Here is a 16,754-nt window from a genome sequence, read left to right on the forward strand (position 1 = left end):
AACCCGGCCGTCGGCCGCGAACGGGCCTGGCCGGACAAAGCCGAATCCGGCCGTCGGCCGCGAACGGGGCTGATCCCGAGCGGCCGACGAAGGCTCGCGGCGCGGGATCAGAGCGGCGGTAGCTTCGCCGGGTTGCCCACCACGTAGATCCCGGTGATACGGCCGTCCGCTGCGGCGACCGTCATCGAGTAACGGTTGCCGTTCGCGCCGGTCAGCAGGGCTGCCGGTTCGCCGTTCAACTCCAGCCGCCGCACCGCCCAGATCCGGCCCGGCCCGTAGATTCCGGCGAAGAACCGGGCGATCCGGTCGGCGCCCGCGATGGGGTTGCGGGCGGCCTGCACCCGGCCGCCGCCGTCGTTCCACGCCGTGGCGTCCGCGGCGACCAGGCCGGTTAGCGTGGGCAGGTCCCCGTCCCGGGCTGCAGCCAGGAAAGCCTCCAGCAGCCGCTCGCGCTCCGCCCGGCTGGCGGTGAAACGACGCCGTTCCTGGCGTACGCGGGCGGTAGCGCGGTGGTGCAGCTGCCGGCAGTCCTCGGGAGTACGGCCCAGGATCTCGGCGATCTCCGCGTACGGCAGCTCGAAGGCGGTGTGCAGGACGTACACCGCGCGCTCCGGCGGGTTGAGCCGTTCCAGCACGTGCAGCAGGGCGGCGGACAGCGAGTCGCGCAGCTCGGCGGTGTCCAACGGACCGAACGGGGAGGGCTCGGTCGGCACCGGCTCGGGCAGCCACGGCCCCACGTACGTCTCGCGGCTCGCCTGCCGAGTCCGCAGCCGGTCCAGGGCGAGCCGGGTCACGACCCGGGACAGGTAGCGGCGAGGCTCGGCCACCGTCGAGCGGTCCACGCCGAGCCAGCGCAGGTACGCCTCCTGGAGCACGTCCTCGGCGTCGTGCCGGCTGCCGAGCAATCGGTAGGCCAGGCCGAGCAGCATCGGCCGGTGCGCCTGCAGCGCACCGGCCGCCTGCGCAGCCTCGGTCGTCACACCTGCGCCGGAGGCTCCGTGCGCATGGTGACCGCCAGTCGGTTCCACACGTTGATTGTGGCAATCGCGAGGACCAGGTCCGCGAGCTCCTTCTCCGACCACACCTTCGCGGCCGCGTCCCAGACGTCGTCCGGCACCCCGTGGTCGCCGAGCCGGGTCACCGCGTCGGTGAGGGCCAGCGCCGTGCGTTCCCGCTCGTCGAAGAACGGCGCCTCGCGCCAGGTGGCCACCGCGAACAGCCGCCGGCTCGACTCGCCGGCGCCGAGCGCGTCGCGGCTGTGCATGTCCACGCAGAAGGCGCAGCCGTTCAACATCGACGCCCGCAGCTTGACCAGCTCCAGGACCGTGTGGTCGACATTCGACTTGACGTACTGCTCCAGGCCCAGCACGGCCCGGTATCCCTGCGGCACCACCTCGGGTGCGTTCATCCGTTGCATGACTACCTCCCTGATCGGTTCCGACACCGACATGACGGAGGAGCGAGGGTGCCGCGTGACAGTCCGGGCTGTGACTCCGGTCATGCCGAGCGGACAGCCGACGTTCCGGCCTGCGTCACCCGAGCCGCCGCTCGTGGTCACCTCCGCCCGGTAGACCGACGGGGTCAACCCATGACCGGGAGGAAGAATGACCGAGCTTGATCGACGTACCCTGCTGCGGGCCGGCCTGGTGGCCGGAGCCGGAGCCGGAGTCGCCGGCGGCGCGCTGCTGGGCGGTGCCGGCGCGAACGCCGCACCAGCCTGGCGCCCCGCGGGCCGCCCGACGCTCACCCACGGCGTGCAGAGCGGTGACGTGACCGCGGACTCGGCGCTGGTCTGGACGCGCGCCGACCGGCCGGGACGGATGCTTGTCGAGGTGAGCCGGCGGCCCGACTTCCGGGGCGCGCGGCACCTGCGCGGCCCGGTGCTCGGCGCCGACTGTGACTTCACCGGCAAGGTCCGGCTGCGGGGCCTGCCGGACGGCGAACGGCTGCACTACCGGGTCCGGGTGGAGAGCCTGGAGCGGCACGGGCTGGCCAGCGAGCCGTTGACCGGGACGCTGACCACCGCGCCGGGCCGGCACCGGCGGCGCGACGTGAAGTTCGTCTGGACCGGGGACATCGTCGGGCAGGGCTGGGGCATCGCACCGGACTTCGGCGGCATGTCGATCTTCCGGGCGATGCGGGAGACCCGGCCGGACTTCTTCCTGTGCAGCGGCGACACCGTCTACGCCGACGGGCCGCTCGTCGAGTCGGTGACGCTTCCCGACGGGCGGATCTGGCGCAACCTGGTGACCGCCGAGAAGAGCAAGGTCGCCGAGACGCTTGCCGAGTACCGGGGACAGTTCGCCTACAACCTGCTCGACAGGCACCTGCGCGAGTTCGCCGCGGACGTGCCGCAGATCAACCAGTGGGACGACCACGAGGTCACCAACAACTGGTACCCGGGCGAGATCCTGGACGACCCGCGCTACACCGAGCGGCGCGTCGACGTGCTCGCCGTCCGCGCTCGGCATGCGTTCCACGAGTGGCTGCCCGTGCCCGACGACGGGCCACTCTACCGGCGGATCCCGTACGGGCCGACGCTTGACGTGTTCGTGCTCGACATGCGGACCCACAAGGACCCGAACGACGGCAACACGTACGCCGACCCGAAGCGCGGTCTGCTCGGCCGCGAGCAGCGGGAGTGGCTGATCCGGGAGCTGAAGCGGTCGAAGGCGACCTGGAAGGTGATCGCCAACGACCTGCCGATCGGCGTGGTGGTGCCGGACGGGCCGAACGCGCAGGAGGGCGTCGCGCAGGGTGACCCGGGCGCGCCGGCCGGGCGTGAACTGGAGTTCGCCGAGGTGCTGCGGGCCACCCACCGGGCCGGCGTGACCGGGATGGTGTTCCTCACGGCCGACGTGCACTACACGGCCGCGCACCACTACGACCCGTCCCGCGCGGCGGTCGGCGACTTCACCCCGTTCTGGGAGTTCGTCTCCGGCCCGGCGCACGCCGGCGCGTTCGGCCCGAACGCCCTGGACGGCACGTTCGGCCCGCAGGCGGTCTTCGTGCACGCCCCGCCGCGAGCCAACACGTCCCCGGCGGAGGGCTTCCAGCACTTCGGCGAGGTAACCATCAACGGCGAGTCCGAGGCCCTGACAGTCCACCTAAAGGACCGAGACGGAGCGACCCTCTGGACCAAAACCCTCCCAGCCCCCACCCGCCGCCCCTGACCCCCTGCAGCCGCTGACCCACTGAACCCGATGATCATGAGGTTGGCGGGCGATCCCGTGATCCACTCGCCCGTCAACCTCATGATCGACGGGGTGGGTGAGGCGCGTGGGGGATTACTCGGAGGCGGACCGGGGGGAGGGTCGAGTATCGTTGTGCACCGTAAGGCGATGACCCGGCCATCACCGGTGAGCCTCCGGAAGAACAGCCGGGTGACCGGCCCAGTAGAACCGGACGGGTGCGGCCCGTCACAGCCGACAATGAGCGGGCGGTCGATTCTGACCGCCAAGCGGGGTGGTACCGCGGACCACCCGGGAGCGCCGCCTCAGGCGTACCCCGGAAGGTTCGTCCTCGCAGACCACGTTGAGTGAGCTGCACGAGGAGAGCGACCCCCGATGGCGTATCCGTTGCACGACCCGACCGCCGCCGGTGTCCCGGCGAGCCCGGACCTGCCCGCGGTCGAGCGCCGGGTGCTGGAGCACTGGACGGCCGACAAGACCTTCGAGGCGTCCGTCGAAGCCCGCCCGGCCGGCGACGACGGCAAGAACGAATACGTCTTCTACGACGGCCCGCCGTTCGCCAACGGCCTGCCGCACTACGGCCACCTGTTCACCGGGTACGTCAAGGACGTGGTGCCGCGCTACCAGACCATGCGCGGGCGGCACGTCGAGCGGCGCTTCGGCTGGGACTGTCACGGCCTGCCCGCCGAGGTGGTGGCCGAGAAGCAGCTCGGCATCACCAGCAAGGCGGAGATCCTCGACCTGGGCGTGGCCCGGTTCAACGAGGCCTGCCGCACGTCGGTGCTGGAGTTCACCCAGGACTGGGAGCGGTACATCAACCGGCAGGCCCGCTGGGTCGACTTCACCAACGACTACAAGACCCTCGACCTGGACTACATGGAAAGCGTCATGTGGGCCTTCAAGACCCTGCACGAGAAGGGTCTGATCTACGAGGGCTTCCGTGTGCTCGCGTACTGCTGGCGCTGCGAGACGCCGCTGTCCAACACCGAGACGCGGATGGACGACGTCTACCGGGACCGGCACGACCCGACGCTTACCGTGTGGTTCGGGCTGACCGCCGACGAGTCCGCGCCGGAGCTGGTGCGCGGGCCGGTCAAGCTGGGCGTCTGGACCACCACGCCGTGGACCCTGCCGTCGAACCTGGCGCTCGCCGTGGGCCCCGACATCGAGTACGCGGTGCTGGAGCGCGACGGCGAGCGCTACGTCGTGGGCGCGGCGCGGGTGGCCGCGTACGCCAAGGAATTGGAGGGCTACGAGCAGGTCGGCACTGTGTACGGCCGGGACCTGGCCGGACGCCGCTACACGCCGCTGTTCGACTTCCTCGTCGAGCAGGCCGGCGAGAACGCCTACCAGGTGCTCGGCGCGGAGTTCGTCACCACCGAGGACGGCACCGGGATCGTGCACCTCGCCCCGGCGTTCGGTGAGGACGACCAGAACGTCTGCAACGCCGCCGGCATCCCCACAATCGTCACGGTCGACGACCACACCCGGTTCACGGCGCTGGTCCCGCCGTACCAGGGGGAGCAGGTCTTCGACGTCAACAAGCCGGTGATCCGGGAGCTGAAGGAGCGGGGGGTGGTGCTCAAGCAGGACACCTACACCCACTCGTACCCGCACTGCTGGCGCTGCGACACCCCGCTCGTCTACAAGGCGGTGTCGTCGTGGTTCGTCGCGGTGACCCAGTTCCGCGACCGGATGGTCGAGCTGAACCAGGAGATCAACTGGACGCCCGGCCACATCAAGGACGGCTCGTTCGGCAAGTGGCTGGCCAACGCCCGCGACTGGTCGATCAGCCGCAACCGGTTCTGGGGCTCGCCCATCCCGGTGTGGAAGTCCGACGACCCGAACTACCCGCGCCTGGACGTCTACGGCTCGCTCGCCGACATCGAGCGGGACTTCGGCGTACGCCTGACCGACCTGCACCGGCCGGCGGTGGACGACCTGGTCCGCCCCAACCCGGACGACCCGACGGGCAAGTCGATGATGCGCCGGGTGCCGGAGGTGCTGGACTGCTGGTTCGAGTCCGGGTCGATGCCGTTCGCGCAGGTGCACTACCCGTTCGAGAACGCGGACTGGTTCGAGCACCACTACCCGGGTGACTTCATCGTCGAGTACATCGGGCAGACCCGCGGCTGGTTCTACACCATGCACGTGCTTGCCACCGCGCTGTTCGACAGGCCGGCGTTCCGCAACTGCCTGAGCCACGGCATCCTGCTCGGCTCGGACGGGCGCAAGATGTCCAAGAGCCTGCGCAACTACCCGGACGTCTACCACATCTTCGACGCGTACGGCTCGGACGCGATGCGCTGGATGCTGATGTCGTCGCCGGTGCTGCGCGGTGGGGACATGGCGGTCACCGAGGCGGGCATCCGCGACGCCGTGCGGCAGGTGCTGCTGCCGTTGTGGAACGTCTGGTACTTCTTCTCGCTCTACGCCAACGCCGACGGGCACACCGCCCGCCGTCGCACCGACTCGACGCACCTGCTCGACAGGTACGTGCTGGCCAAGACCAACGAGCTGGTGTCGACGGTCGGCGCGCAGATGGACGCGTACGACATCTCCGGTGCGTGCGCGACCGTCCGGTCCTACCTGGACGCGCTCACCAACTGGTACGTGCGCCGCTCCCGGGACCGTTTCTGGTCCGGCGACGCGGAGGCGTTCGACACGCTGTGGACCGTGCTGGAAACGCTCTGCCGGGTGGTGGCGCCGCTGGCGCCGCTGACCGCGGAGGAGATCTGGCGTGGCCTGACCGGGGAACGGTCGGTGCACCTGACCGACTGGCCCTCGGCGGAGGACTTCCCGGCCGACCACGAACTGGTCGCCGCGATGGACTCCACCCGGGCTGTCGCCTCGGCGGCGCTGTCGCTGCGCAAGGCCAAGGGTCTGCGGGTGCGCCTGCCGCTGGCGAAGCTGACAGTGGCCACGCCCGCGGCAGAGCAGCTGCGTCCGTTCGCCGACCTGGTCACCGACGAGGTCAACGTCAAGGTCGTGGAGTTCAGCGCGGACCTGGCCGAGTACTGCCAGCAGGTGCTGACAGTGGTGCCCCGGGCGCTCGGCCCGCGCGTCGGCAAGCAGGTCCAGCAGGTCATCAAGGCGGTCAAGGCTGGCGACTGGGAACTTGTCGACGGCGCCCCGGTGGCCGCCGGCATCACCCTGGCCGAGGGCGAGTACGAGTTGCGGCTCGTCGCAGCCGACGCCGAGCACTCCGCGCCGCTGCCCGCCGGTGAGGGCGTGGTGGTGCTCGACACCGAGGTCACCCCGGAGTTGGCCGCCGAAGGGCTGGCCCGCGACGTGGTGCGGGTGGTGCAGCAGGCCCGCCGCGACGCCGACCTGAACGTCTCGGACCGGATCGCGGTGTCGGTGTCGGCGTCGGAGGAGGTGCGCGCGGCGGTGGCCGCGTACGGCGACTTCGTGGCCCGCGAGGTGCTGGCCGACTCGGTCGACTTCGCCGAGGGCCTCGACGGCTTCGCGGGCGAGGTCGGCGAGGGCGACCGGGTGACGGTGGTCGTCCGCCGGGTGTAAGGAAGGGCCCCTTCCTAACGCCTGGTGTATAGGAAGGGACCCTTCCTAACGGAATATCGTCAGGGTGCGGGCGCCTCACCACCTCCGTCCGGGAGGTGTGGAGGCGTCCGCTACCGTGACACCGCCTGTCCGCACCTCATCTGCCGGAGGACCAGTGCCCCTGCTCTACACCATCGGCAAGCTCACCGTGGCGCCCACGCTGCGGTTGGCGTTCCGCCCGACCGTGGAGGGGCTGGAGCACGTGCCGGAGACCGGCGGCGCGGTCTTCGCCGGCAACCATCTCTCGGTGGCCGACGAGCTGTTCCTCGGCACTGTGGTGCCCCGCCACCTGGCGTTCTGGGCGAAGTCGGAGTATTTCAAGGGCGCCGGCGTGAAGGGCGCGATCTCCAAGTTCGTCCTCACCGGCCTGGGTGCCATCCCGGTCGAGCGGGCCGGCGGCCGGGCGGCACTGTCCGCGTTCGACGCCGCCATCCCGGCGCTCAGGGGCGGTGACCTGGTGGTGGTCTACCCGGAGGGCACCCGATCGCCGGACGGCAGGCTCTACCGGGGGCGGACCGGCGCGGCCCGCCTGGCGCTCTCCGCCGGAGTGCCGATCATCCCGGTCGGCATGATCGGTACGGACAAGGCGCAACCGATCGGCGCCCGGGTGCCCCGCCCCGGCACCGCCAAGATCACTGTCCGGTTTGGCAAGCCGCTGGACTTCACTGGCCGCCCGGACGACCGCGCCTCGCTGCGGCAGATGACCGACGAGCTGATGAGCGAGATCCAGAAGCTCACGGGCCAGGAGTACGTGCCGCGCTACGCCCCGCCGCGCGCCCACCCGGACCCGACCCGCGACGCCTGACGGCCCACAGCGCCCGGCGGCTTGCCGCGCCCACCGGCCAACGCCCGACGGCCCACGCCCGACGGCCCACGCCCGACGGCCCACGCCCGACGGCCCACGCCCGACGGCCCACGCCCGACGGCCCACGCCCGACGGCCCACGCCCGCCGGCCTGCGGTGCCTGACGGCCTGCCGCGCCTGACGATCCGCGCCTTCCGGCTTGCCGCGCCTGCTGGCCCGCGTCGGCGAGGGCTCAGGCCGGCTGCGGCTCAGCCCTGCTCGGGTCGGACGATCTCGCGGCGCAGGGTGTGCAGCAGGTCGGCGCTGTCGGAGACGGACAGCCGGGTGAACACCCCGGTGGCGATGCTGCCGTGGTCCACCGACGTACAGACCACCACGTCGGTGTCGGCGGACCGGCCGACCGCGCAGCGCTCGTGCCGTCCCCGTACGCCGCTCTTCACCGTCTCGGGGGCGTCAAGCGCGTAGCGCTTCGTGAGCCGGGTGATCTCCGCGTCCGCGTCCGCCTCCGGGGTCAGCCGGAAGCCGGTGCCCCCGAAGACCGTGACCCGCTTGCCGTCTGATGTGGCGTAGACGCCAGCGAAGGTGTCCTCGGCCATCCAGTGTTCCTGGCGTACCTCGTTCTCCAACTGCCGGGCGGTCTGGGTGCTGCCGTTGTCCTGACGCAGGTTGAGGTCGGCCACCCGGTCGGGCAACGCCGCGCGAGCCGGGTACTGGGCCGAGATCGGAAACCCGTAGTAGGCCGGGCAGCCGCAGCAGCAGGCAAGCGTGAGCAGCAGCAACCAGGGCCAACGTCGGCGGCGACGCCGACGCGCGTACCCCTTGGGTGGCTCCCAGCCCGGCGGTGGCGCCGGTGGTGCCGTCCGTCGGCCCCGGCGCTGCTTGGGTACCGCTGGGGCCGGCTGGACCGGCGGCGCGGGCCGGACCGGCGGCGCGGGCCGGACCGGCGTGGTAGGCCGGGCGGCAGAGGGCCGGGCCGGGCCGGCGGGGTGCGCGGGACGCGGCAGGGGAGCAGCCGGCGGCGGCGACACCGGGTGTGCGGGCGGCTCGGGCCACTGCCGGGTCGCCGGCGGCACCGGGTAGTCCAATGTCGGAGTGAGCGGGGGCAGTTCGGCGGACGGCAGGTGCCAGCCGCCGGTGTCCACGCCGGCCCACGGGTCGACTGGCGTCCGGTGCTCGGGCGCCTCGTGGGGCACGGGCGGCGGCGGGGTCGGCTCGACCGACGCGCCCCAGGCAGCCCGACGCGGCAGCGGAGGAGGCACCGGCGCGGACCCGCTCCACCGGGGCGCGGGAACGTCCTCGGTCTCGGCGGCGGATTCCGGGGTTCCCGGCTGATCGGTGGATCGAGGTTGGTCGGTGGGACCCGGCTGGTCAGTGGCTTGGGGCTCGTCCGTGGGTGTGGGCTGGTCCGAGGGTTCCGGCTGCTTCGACGGTACGGGTGGGGAGGTCGGCTCGTCGGCGACCGCCGGGTCCTGGTCCGGCTCCGCGCCCGGGGTGCTCCCGTCGGCCGGCCGTGCTCCCGGCTGGGGCTCCGGCATCGCGGCTATCTCCTCTCGCGCCGGTCCGAGGTTAGTACCGCGTCGCCACCGCCGCTCAGCGGGCGGCTGGGCGAGAGCGGCGGCACGGGTCGATACGCCAGGCAGAAAGGTGAAGGCGCGGTGTGTGGTGCGTCGTGGCGGCGTCCGTGCGGTCGCCGCCGGGCGGGCGCGTACCCTTGGGCATCATGAGTGCCCCGTCCACGACGCCGCGTGCGGCCGCGACCAATTCCGTCTGGCCCCGGCTGGAGCCGCTGCTCCCTCAGGTTTCCAAGCCCATCCAGTACGTCGGCGGTGAGCTGGGCGCGGTGGTCAAGGACTGGGACGCGGCGACTGTGCGCTGGGCGCTGATGTACCCCGACGCGTACGAGGTGGGCCTGCCCAACCAGGGCGTGCAGATCCTCTACGAGGTGCTCAACGAGCTGCCCGACACCCTCGCCGAGCGGACGTACGCGGTCTGGCCGGACCTGGAGAACCTGATGCGCGTCCACGGCGTGCCGCAGTTCACTGTCGACGCGCACCGGCCGGTGCGCGACTTCGACGTGTTCGGCATCTCGTTCTCCACAGAGCTGGGCTACACGAACCTGCTCACCGCGATCGACCTGGCCGGCATCCCGATGCTGGCGGCCGACCGTACCGACGCCGACCCGGTGATCGTGGCCGGCGGGCACGCGGCGTTCAACCCGGAGCCGATCGCCGACTTCATCGACGCCGCAGTGCTCGGTGACGGCGAGGAGGCCGTCCTGGAGATCACCGCGATCGTCCGGGAGTGGAAGGCCGAGGGCTCCCCGGGTGGCCGCGACGAGCTGCTGCTGCGGCTGGCACGCACCGAGAGCGTGTACGTGCCGCGCTTCTACGACGTGGACTACCTCCCGGACGGGCGGATCCAGCGTGTCGTGCCAAACCGGGCAGATGTGCCGTTCCGGGTGCACAAGCGCACAACGATGGACCTGGACGCGTGGCCGTACCCGAAGAAGCCCCTCGTGCCGTTGGCCGAGACGGTCCACGAGCGGTACGCGGTGGAGATCTTCCGGGGTTGCACACGGGGTTGCCGGTTCTGCCAGGCCGGCATGATCACCCGCCCGGTGCGGGAGCGCTCGATCACCACGGTGGGGCAGATGGTCCAGCAGGGGCTGGAGTTCTCCGGCTTCTCCGAGGTGGGCCTGCTGTCGCTGTCGTCGGCCGACCACTCCGAGATCGGCGACATGTGCTCCGGCCTGGCCGAGCAGTACTCGGGCACCAACGTCTCGCTGTCGCTGCCGTCGACCCGCGTGGACGCCTTCAACATCGACCTTGCCCAGGAGTTGTCCCGCAACGGTCGGCGTACGGGTCTGACCTTCGCGCCGGAGGGCGGGTCCGAGCGCATCCGCAAGGTCATCAACAAGATGGTGTCGAAGGAAGACCTCATCCGCACCGTCGTCACCGCGTACACCAACGGGTGGCGGCAGGTGAAGCTCTACTTCATGTGCGGCCTGCCCACCGAGACCGACGAGGACGTCCTCGAGATCGCGGACATGGCCCACGAGGTGATCAGGGCGGGTCGGGCCGCCACCGGCTCCAAGGACATCCGCTGCACCGTTTCCATCGGCGGTTTCGTGCCGAAGCCGCACACCCCCTTCCAGTGGGCGTCAATGGTGCGTCCGGAGGTCATCGACCACCGGCTCAAGATCCTCAAGCAGGCGATCAACTCGGACCGCTCGTTGGGCCGGGCCATCGGCTACCGCTACCACGATGGCGAGCCTTCGCTGATCGAGGGCCTGCTGTCCCGAGGTGACCGCCGGGTCGGCTCCGTGATCCGCAAGGTGTGGGAGAACGGCGGCCGGTTCGACGGGTGGAGCGAGCACTTCTCGTACCAGCGCTGGGTGGACGCCGCGGCCGAGACGCTGCCGACGTTCGGGGTGGATCTCGACTGGTACACCACCCGTGAGCGTGAGGAGTTGGAGGTCCTTCCGTGGGACCACCTCGACTCCGGGCTGGACAAGGACTGGCTCTGGCAGGACTGGCAGGACTCGGTGAGCGGCTTCGAGCAGGACGACTGCCGCTGGACGCCGTGCTTCGATTGCGGGGTCTGCCCGTCGATGGACACCGAGATCCAGATCGGCCCCACCGGCAAGAAGCTCCTGCCCCTGACCCCGGTGAAAGCCTTGCAGGCCCCCACCGCCTGAACCTCCGACCGGCGCCGCCCCAGCCAGCGTTGATCATGAAGTTGTTGCCTGTGGCACCGCGTGTCGCCGACAATGACTTCATGATCAATGGTTACTGAGTTCCGAGGAGCGAGACGATCAGTAAGAAACCACAGCCGGAAGGCGGGCAGGCGCCGATCGTTCAGCGTGTCCGTATCCGGTACGCCAAGCGCGGGCCGCTCCGGTTCACCTCACATCGGGACTTCGCCCGGGCCTTCGAACGCGCCCTGCGTCGAGCCGCCGTACCGATCGCCTTCTCGCAGGGCTTCACCCCGCACCCGAAGATCTCCTACGCCAGCGCGGCACCCACCGGGGTGGCCAGTGAGGCGGAGTACCTGGAGATCGGCCTTCAGGCGCCTGTCGACCCGGAGGCACTGCGCGCCGCGCTGGACGCCGCGCTCTCGCCAGGGCTGGACGTGCTGGAAGCGGTGATCGCCGACGGCGGCAGCCTGCCGGACCGGATCGAGGCGTCGCACTGGCACATCGAGCTGCCCGAGGTTGACCCCGCAGTGCTCCGAGCCGCCGTGGACGCCTTCAGCGCCGCCCACGAGGTACTGGTCGAGCGGATGACCAAGCAGGGTCGACGGACGTTCGACGCCCGCGCGGCCGTGATATCGATCGATGTCCCGATGGCGACGCAGACGCCTTCCGGGGTGCCGGCCGTACCGTGTGCGATACTCGAACTGGTCGTGCGGCAGGTCACCCCGTCCGTACGGCCCGATGACGTCCTTTCCGGCCTCCGCGTGGTGGCCGACCTGGAGCCGCCGGTTTCGCCGAGGGTGACCCGGCTGGCTCAGGGCACGTTGACCGCGCAGGGTGCGATCGTGGATCCGTTGGATGCGGACCGCGGCGGGGCAGCCATCGTTGGGCACTGACCGACGGTCAGTGCTCTGGCAGGCAGACTTCGGCGGTCGCGCACCACGCGCGCCCGGCGGAAACACTTTTGCGGCAACCCTGCGTGGCAGCGCTCACCCGCGCCCGGGGCAGCCAGAACTGGAGAACGTCCATGCTCGAGAACGAGCCCGAGGGCGGCGAACGGACCGGCTCACAGCCGGCCGGTGACACCGCTGACCAGAGCACCACCGACGGCGCTTCCGCCACGCCCGCCGGTTCGGCTCCGCTGGAGCCAGATGGTGCGCAGAGCGCCGAGCCGACCAGCGCGCAGAGCGCCGAGCCGACCAGCGCGCAGAGCGCCGAGCCGACCAGCGCGCAGAGCGCCGAGCCTGCGGCTCCGGTGCGGCGTACCCGGACGACCCGCCGTCGGGCCGCACCACTCACCCAGCCGGAGCAGACCGACGCGCCGGTCGAGGCGTCCACCGGCGGGCCGGGCAGCGCCGAGTCGCCGCAGGCGGAGGTCTTCGCCCCGATCTCCGGTGACCAGGACGTCGCCCCGAAGACCACCCGTCGCCGCCGCAAGGCCACCCCTGTCGAGGCTCCCGCCGAGGAGCCGCTCGTCGCTGCCTCCGCCGAGGAGGCGTCCGCCGAGGTGGTGCCGCCGGTCAAGGTGACGCGTACGCGCCGCAAGAAGGCCGCGCCGCCCGCCGTCGTGGAGCCCGCAGCCGTCGAGGAGCCGCCGGTCGTGGAGGAGCCCGTCGTCGAGGCGGAGCCCGTCGAGCCGCCGGCGGAGTCGGACCTGCGCGAGGCGGAAGCCGAACTGAACGAGGCGGAGATCGAGCCGGCCCGGTCCAGCGGCGCCGAAGAGAGCGCCGGGGACGTGCCGCCCGGAGTGGCCGTTGCCAACGTGGCGGAAGAGCCGATTGAGCCCGTCGACGTCATCGAGCCGGAGCCGCCGCGTACCCGTCGTCGCCGGGCGGCGCTCTCCGCGCCCACAGTGCTGTTCATGGCGCCGCAGCCCGACGCCGTGCCGGTGACCCGCCCGGCGGAACCCGCCCCAATCGCCGAGGAGCCGGCCGCCGAGGTCGAGCCGTCCCGTCGGCGGCGGCGCGGTCGCCGCGACGTCGAGCCGGTGGAGCCCGTCGAGGCGTTCGAGGCCGAGGAAGAGCCGACCGAAGAGGCCGACGGGGCCGCCGAGGCGGACGAGGACGACGAGGACAGCGCCGCCGCGCGTCGCCGCCGCCGGCGTGGTCGCCGTGGCCGTGGCCGTGGCAAGGGCGGGGCCGACGACGCCGAGGACGAGGACTCCGAGGAAGCCGCGCAGGCCGACGAGGAAGAGACCGCCGAAGCCGAGGGCGACGAGGACGAGGAGTCCGAGGGTGGGGACGGGCTGACCCGTCGCCGCAGGCGTCGCCGTCGCCGGGGCGCTGGTGACACCGAGGGTGCCGCCGACGACGGCGTACCGACCGTGGTCAAGATCCGTGAGCCGCGTCGTACCGTCGACGAGGTCCAGGGCGTGTCCGGCTCGACCCGGCTGGAGGCCAAGCGCCAGCGCCGCCGCGACGGCCGGGAGCAGCGGCGTACCCGGCCACCGATCCTCAGCGAGTCGGAGTTCCTGGCCCGCCGGGAGGCTGTCGACCGGGTGATGGCGGTCCGGCAGCGCGGTGACCGCACCCAGATCGCCGTCCTGGAGGACGGGGTGCTTGTCGAGCACTACGTCACCCGCAACTCCTCGGGCACGATGGCCGGCAACGTCTACCTGGGCAAGGTGCAGAACGTGCTGCCCAGTATGGAGGCGGCGTTCGTCGACGTCGGTCGGGGCCGCAACGCGGTGCTGTACGCCGGCGAGGTCAACTGGGACACCTCCGGGCTGGAGGGGCGCGCCCGCTCGATCGAGCAGGCGCTGCGCTCCGGTGACTCGGTGCTCGTGCAGGTCACCAAGGACCCGATCGGGCACAAGGGCGCCCGGCTCACCAGCCACATCGCGCTCTCCGGCCGGCACCTGGTGTACGTGCCCAACGGCAACGCCTCGGGGATCAGCCGCAAGCTGCCGGACACCGAGCGCAAGCGGCTGCGCGACGTCCTCAAGAAGCTCGTGCCGGACGGCGCAGGCGTGATCGTCCGTACGGCCGCCGAGGGCGCCAGCGAGGACGAGCTTGCCCGTGACGTCAAGCGGCTCCAGGCGCAGTGGGAGGACATCCAGGCCAAGGCCGCCGAGGGCGGTGCGCCGGTGCTGCTCTACGAGGAGCCCGACCTGGTCATCCGCGTGGTCCGGGACCTGTTCAACGAGGACTTCCGCGAGCTGGTGATCGAGGGCGAGCAGTCGTACGGCATGGTCGAGTCGTACCTGTCGCACGTCTCCCCGGACCTGGTCGACCGGGTACGCCGGCACGTCGGCACGACCGACATCTTCGCCGAGTACCGGATCGACGAGCAGATCATCAAGGGTCTGGACCGCAAGGTGTTCCTGCCCTCGGGCGGCTCGCTGGTGATCGACAAGACCGAGGCCATGACGGTCGTCGACGTCAACACCGGCAAGTACACCGGCTCCGGGGGCAACCTGGAGGAGACGGTCACCCGCAACAACCTGGAGGCGGCCGAGGAGATCGTCCGTCAGCTCCGGCTGCGTGACATCGGCGGCATCGTGGTGATCGACTTCATCGACATGGTGTTGGAGTCGAACCGCGAGTTGGTGCTGCGCCGGCTCACCGAGTGCCTGGGCCGGGACCGCACCAAGCACCAGGTCACCGAGATCACCTCGCTCGGTCTGGTGCAGATGACCCGTAAGCGGATCGGCGCGGGCCTGCTGGAGGCGTTCAGCGAGACCTGCGAGTGCTGCAAGGGTCGGGGCGTCATCATCCACACCGAGCCGGTGCCGGAGAAGCCGCGTACCGCTGGGGCGGGGGAGAAGGTCAAGGCCGTCGCCTCGTCGGCCCCGGCGGCCCCGGCGGCCCCGGCGGCCGCGGCGGTCTCGGCGGCTCCGGCCACCGAGCAGGGCACGGCATCCTCCCGCCGACGGGGGCGCAAGGGCGCCTCGGCCGAGCGGGCAGTGGTCGAGGTCGTCGACACCGACACCAGCACCGAGTCGGACGTCGACTACCAGGACACCATGGGCTACGACCTGTCCCGCTACGAGTCGGACACCGCTGCCGGGCCGGCGGTCGCCGACGCCCAGCAGGGCGAGTCGGCCCGGTTGGCCGCGGCGGACGACCCGGACGCGCTCACCGACGGCGACACCGACGAGGAGAGCACCGAGGGCGGCGCTGGGCGTCGCCGCTCCCGCCGGGGCGGCGCGCGTCGGCGGACCCGCCCCTGACGCCTGACCCGCGAAGTGTTTGAGGAGGTCCCTTCCCCGGCAATCTGACGGGGGAGGGACCTCGTCGTCGTGGGCCACCCGGGCCGCTCCCGGTCAGGAGGAGAAGATGCGCCGCCTGCTCGCCGTAGCCGTGCTGGTGACCGCGCTCGCCGTATCGGCCTGTTCCGCCGACCGGGCGGCCGGCGAGGGCACGGCAGTTCCGACGGCGGCCGGGCCCGGAGCCACGTCCGCCGGGCCGACCGGTACGCCCTCGGCCGGCGACGCGCAGGTGTGTGCCGAGTCGCAGCGGGCCGGTACGACAGCCGTACGGATGTACGTGGAGGAGTTGGGTCGGATGGTGGCAGCGGTGGGTGCCGGAGACAGCGCCACTGCCGAGGCTGCCCGCGTACGGGCCGAGGCGGCGCTGGCGCAGTGGCGTACCACGCTGCGGGAGCAGTCCGCCCGAGCAGCCGATCCGCAGCTCAGGACCCTGCTCAACGACATGGGCACCGAGGTCGCCGCGCTCGGCGTCGACGGTGAGTCGATCGACGAGACCGAACTCGACAGGCTTCAGCAGCGCCTCGACCAGCTCTGCGTACGCTGACCAGGGCGGGCCGGTTTGGGGTCCGGGGCTGCCATGGCGTACTCTTGCCTGCGGCGCACCTTTGGTGTGCTGAGTTCCCGTGTGCCCGCGCCGCCGTGCACTGCTACCCGGCGAGCCGCCGCGGGGACGACCGCCAGCAGCCTCAACGACAGGGAGTCCGCCTCCGATGTACGCGATCGTCAAGACCGGCGGCAAGCAGTACAAGGTCGCCGAGGGCGACGTGATCGAGGTCGAGAAGCTCACCGGTGCCCCCGGTGACGCGGTGAAGCTCACCGCGGTGCTCCTCGTCGACGGTGACGACCTGGTGACCGACGCGGCGAAGCTTGCCGAGGTCGCGGTGTCCGGCGAGATCGCCGCGCACACCAAGGGCCCGAAGATCCGGATCCACAAGTTCAAGAACAAGACCGGCTACCACAAGCGCCAGGGTCACCGCCAGCCGTTGACCCAGGTCAAGGTGACCGGCATCTCCAGCGGGAAGTAGGTCGTCCTCCAATGGCTCACAAAAAGGGTGCGTCCAGCTCGCGTAACGGTCGCGATTCCGCGGCCCAGCGACTCGGCGTGAAGCGCTTCGGTGGTCAGGTTGTCAGCGCCGGTGAGATCCTCATCCGGCAGCGTGGCACCAAGTTCCACCCCGGTGACCTGGTCGGCCGTGGCGGCGACGACACGCTGTTCGCGCTCGCCGCCGGTTCGGTCCTGTTCGGCACCAAGCGCGGTCGTAAGACCGTCAGCATCGTTCCTCAGCAGTAGCTT

General features: G+C 71.4%; 12 protein-coding genes. 9 read left to right on the forward strand and 3 right to left on the reverse strand.

Annotation, left to right across the window (positions count from 1 at the left end; all coding sequences use genetic code 11):
* Window positions 1-107: 107 nt before the first annotated feature.
* Both sigJ and F4558_RS02015 read right to left on the reverse strand, forming a co-directional pair.
* Window positions 108-980 carry an RNA polymerase sigma factor SigJ gene (gene sigJ / locus F4558_RS02010; RefSeq protein ID WP_167943018.1) on the reverse strand — a complete coding sequence of 291 codons (873 nt, stop codon included), beginning with the start codon at window positions 978-980 and terminating at the stop codon, window positions 108-110.
* On the reverse strand, window positions 977-1,417 hold the full coding sequence (locus F4558_RS02015) for a carboxymuconolactone decarboxylase family protein (protein ID WP_053656141.1): 441 nt from the start codon (window positions 1,415-1,417) through the stop codon (window positions 977-979). Before F4558_RS02015 ends, sigJ begins: the two co-directional genes overlap by 4 nt.
* 187 nt (window positions 1,418-1,604) lie before the next feature.
* Here F4558_RS02015 and F4558_RS02020 point away from each other — a divergent pair, with 187 nt between their 5' ends.
* The 3 genes from F4558_RS02020 (at window position 1,605) to F4558_RS02030 (ending at window position 7,557) form a co-directional block, all read left to right on the forward strand.
* Complete coding sequence (locus F4558_RS02020) at window positions 1,605-3,173, forward strand: alkaline phosphatase D family protein (protein ID WP_167943019.1); 1,569 nt, start codon at window positions 1,605-1,607, stop codon at window positions 3,171-3,173.
* A 393-nt stretch (window positions 3,174-3,566) separates the two neighbouring features.
* Entirely contained in the window at window positions 3,567-6,713 is a 3,147-nt protein-coding gene (gene ileS / locus F4558_RS02025; RefSeq protein ID WP_167943020.1) for an isoleucine--tRNA ligase, read from the forward strand.
* 154 nt (window positions 6,714-6,867) lie between these two features.
* The gene (locus F4558_RS02030) at window positions 6,868-7,557 is read left to right on the forward strand and encodes a lysophospholipid acyltransferase family protein (RefSeq protein ID WP_053656023.1); all 690 of its coding nucleotides are present in this window, start codon (window positions 6,868-6,870) and stop codon (window positions 7,555-7,557) included.
* 247 nt (window positions 7,558-7,804) lie between these two features.
* On the opposite strand, the gene F4558_RS31350 is transcribed toward F4558_RS02030, so the two are convergent.
* The gene (locus tag F4558_RS31350) at window positions 7,805-9,091 is read right to left on the reverse strand and encodes a hypothetical protein (protein ID WP_245241253.1); all 1,287 of its coding nucleotides are present in this window, start codon (window positions 9,089-9,091) and stop codon (window positions 7,805-7,807) included.
* A 185-nt stretch (window positions 9,092-9,276) separates the two neighbouring features.
* Here F4558_RS31350 and F4558_RS02040 point away from each other — a divergent pair, with 185 nt between their 5' ends.
* From F4558_RS02040 to rpmA, 6 genes are all read left to right on the forward strand, one after another.
* Window positions 9,277-11,253: a TIGR03960 family B12-binding radical SAM protein gene (locus tag F4558_RS02040; RefSeq protein WP_053656143.1), complete on the forward strand. Its 1,977-nt coding sequence runs from the start codon at window positions 9,277-9,279 to the stop codon at window positions 11,251-11,253.
* A 173-nt stretch (window positions 11,254-11,426) separates the two neighbouring features.
* Window positions 11,427-12,146 (forward strand): TIGR03936 family radical SAM-associated protein, encoded by a 720-nt coding sequence (locus F4558_RS02045; protein WP_167947184.1) that lies wholly within the window; start codon window positions 11,427-11,429, stop codon window positions 12,144-12,146.
* A gap of 131 nt (window positions 12,147-12,277) precedes the next feature.
* Entirely contained in the window at window positions 12,278-15,421 is a 3,144-nt protein-coding gene (locus F4558_RS02050) for an Rne/Rng family ribonuclease (protein ID WP_167943021.1), read from the forward strand.
* Window positions 15,422-15,527: 106 nt separating this feature from the next.
* Window positions 15,528-16,004 carry a hypothetical protein gene (locus F4558_RS02055; protein ID WP_167943022.1) on the forward strand — a complete coding sequence of 159 codons (477 nt, stop codon included), beginning with the start codon at window positions 15,528-15,530 and terminating at the stop codon, window positions 16,002-16,004.
* 166 nt (window positions 16,005-16,170) lie between these two features.
* A complete protein-coding gene (rplU, locus tag F4558_RS02060) occupies window positions 16,171-16,485 on the forward strand; it encodes a 50S ribosomal protein L21 (protein WP_007464063.1) in 315 nt (104 codons plus the stop codon).
* 11 nt (window positions 16,486-16,496) lie between these two features.
* The gene (gene rpmA / locus F4558_RS02065; RefSeq protein WP_043966727.1) at window positions 16,497-16,751 is read left to right on the forward strand and encodes a 50S ribosomal protein L27; all 255 of its coding nucleotides are present in this window, start codon (window positions 16,497-16,499) and stop codon (window positions 16,749-16,751) included.
* Window positions 16,752-16,754: the final 3 nt, after the last annotated feature.

It is taken from the genome of Micromonospora profundi (assembly GCF_011927785.1).
In the GTDB taxonomy this organism is placed as follows: Bacteria; Actinomycetota; Actinomycetes; order Mycobacteriales; family Micromonosporaceae; genus Micromonospora; species Micromonospora profundi.

What these genes read in the sequence shown, in the direction of transcription:
- F4558_RS02015 (WP_053656141.1), bottom strand. Translation starts at nt 1,417, where the DNA reads ATGCAACGGATGAACGCACCCGAGGTGGTGCCGCAGGGATACCGGGCC.
- F4558_RS02020 (WP_167943019.1), top strand. Translation starts at nt 1,605, where the DNA reads ATGACCGAGCTTGATCGACGTACCCTGCTGCGGGCCGGCCTGGTGGCC.
- ileS (WP_167943020.1), top strand. Translation starts at nt 3,567, where the DNA reads ATGGCGTATCCGTTGCACGACCCGACCGCCGCCGGTGTCCCGGCGAGC.
- F4558_RS31350 (WP_245241253.1), bottom strand. Translation starts at nt 9,091, where the DNA reads ATGCCGGAGCCCCAGCCGGGAGCACGGCCGGCCGACGGGAGCACCCCG.
- F4558_RS02040 (WP_053656143.1), top strand. Translation starts at nt 9,277, where the DNA reads ATGAGTGCCCCGTCCACGACGCCGCGTGCGGCCGCGACCAATTCCGTC.
- F4558_RS02050 (WP_167943021.1), top strand. Translation starts at nt 12,278, where the DNA reads ATGCTCGAGAACGAGCCCGAGGGCGGCGAACGGACCGGCTCACAGCCG.
- F4558_RS02055 (WP_167943022.1), top strand. Translation starts at nt 15,528, where the DNA reads ATGCGCCGCCTGCTCGCCGTAGCCGTGCTGGTGACCGCGCTCGCCGTA.
- rplU (WP_007464063.1), top strand. Translation starts at nt 16,171, where the DNA reads ATGTACGCGATCGTCAAGACCGGCGGCAAGCAGTACAAGGTCGCCGAG.
- rpmA (WP_043966727.1), top strand. Translation starts at nt 16,497, where the DNA reads ATGGCTCACAAAAAGGGTGCGTCCAGCTCGCGTAACGGTCGCGATTCC.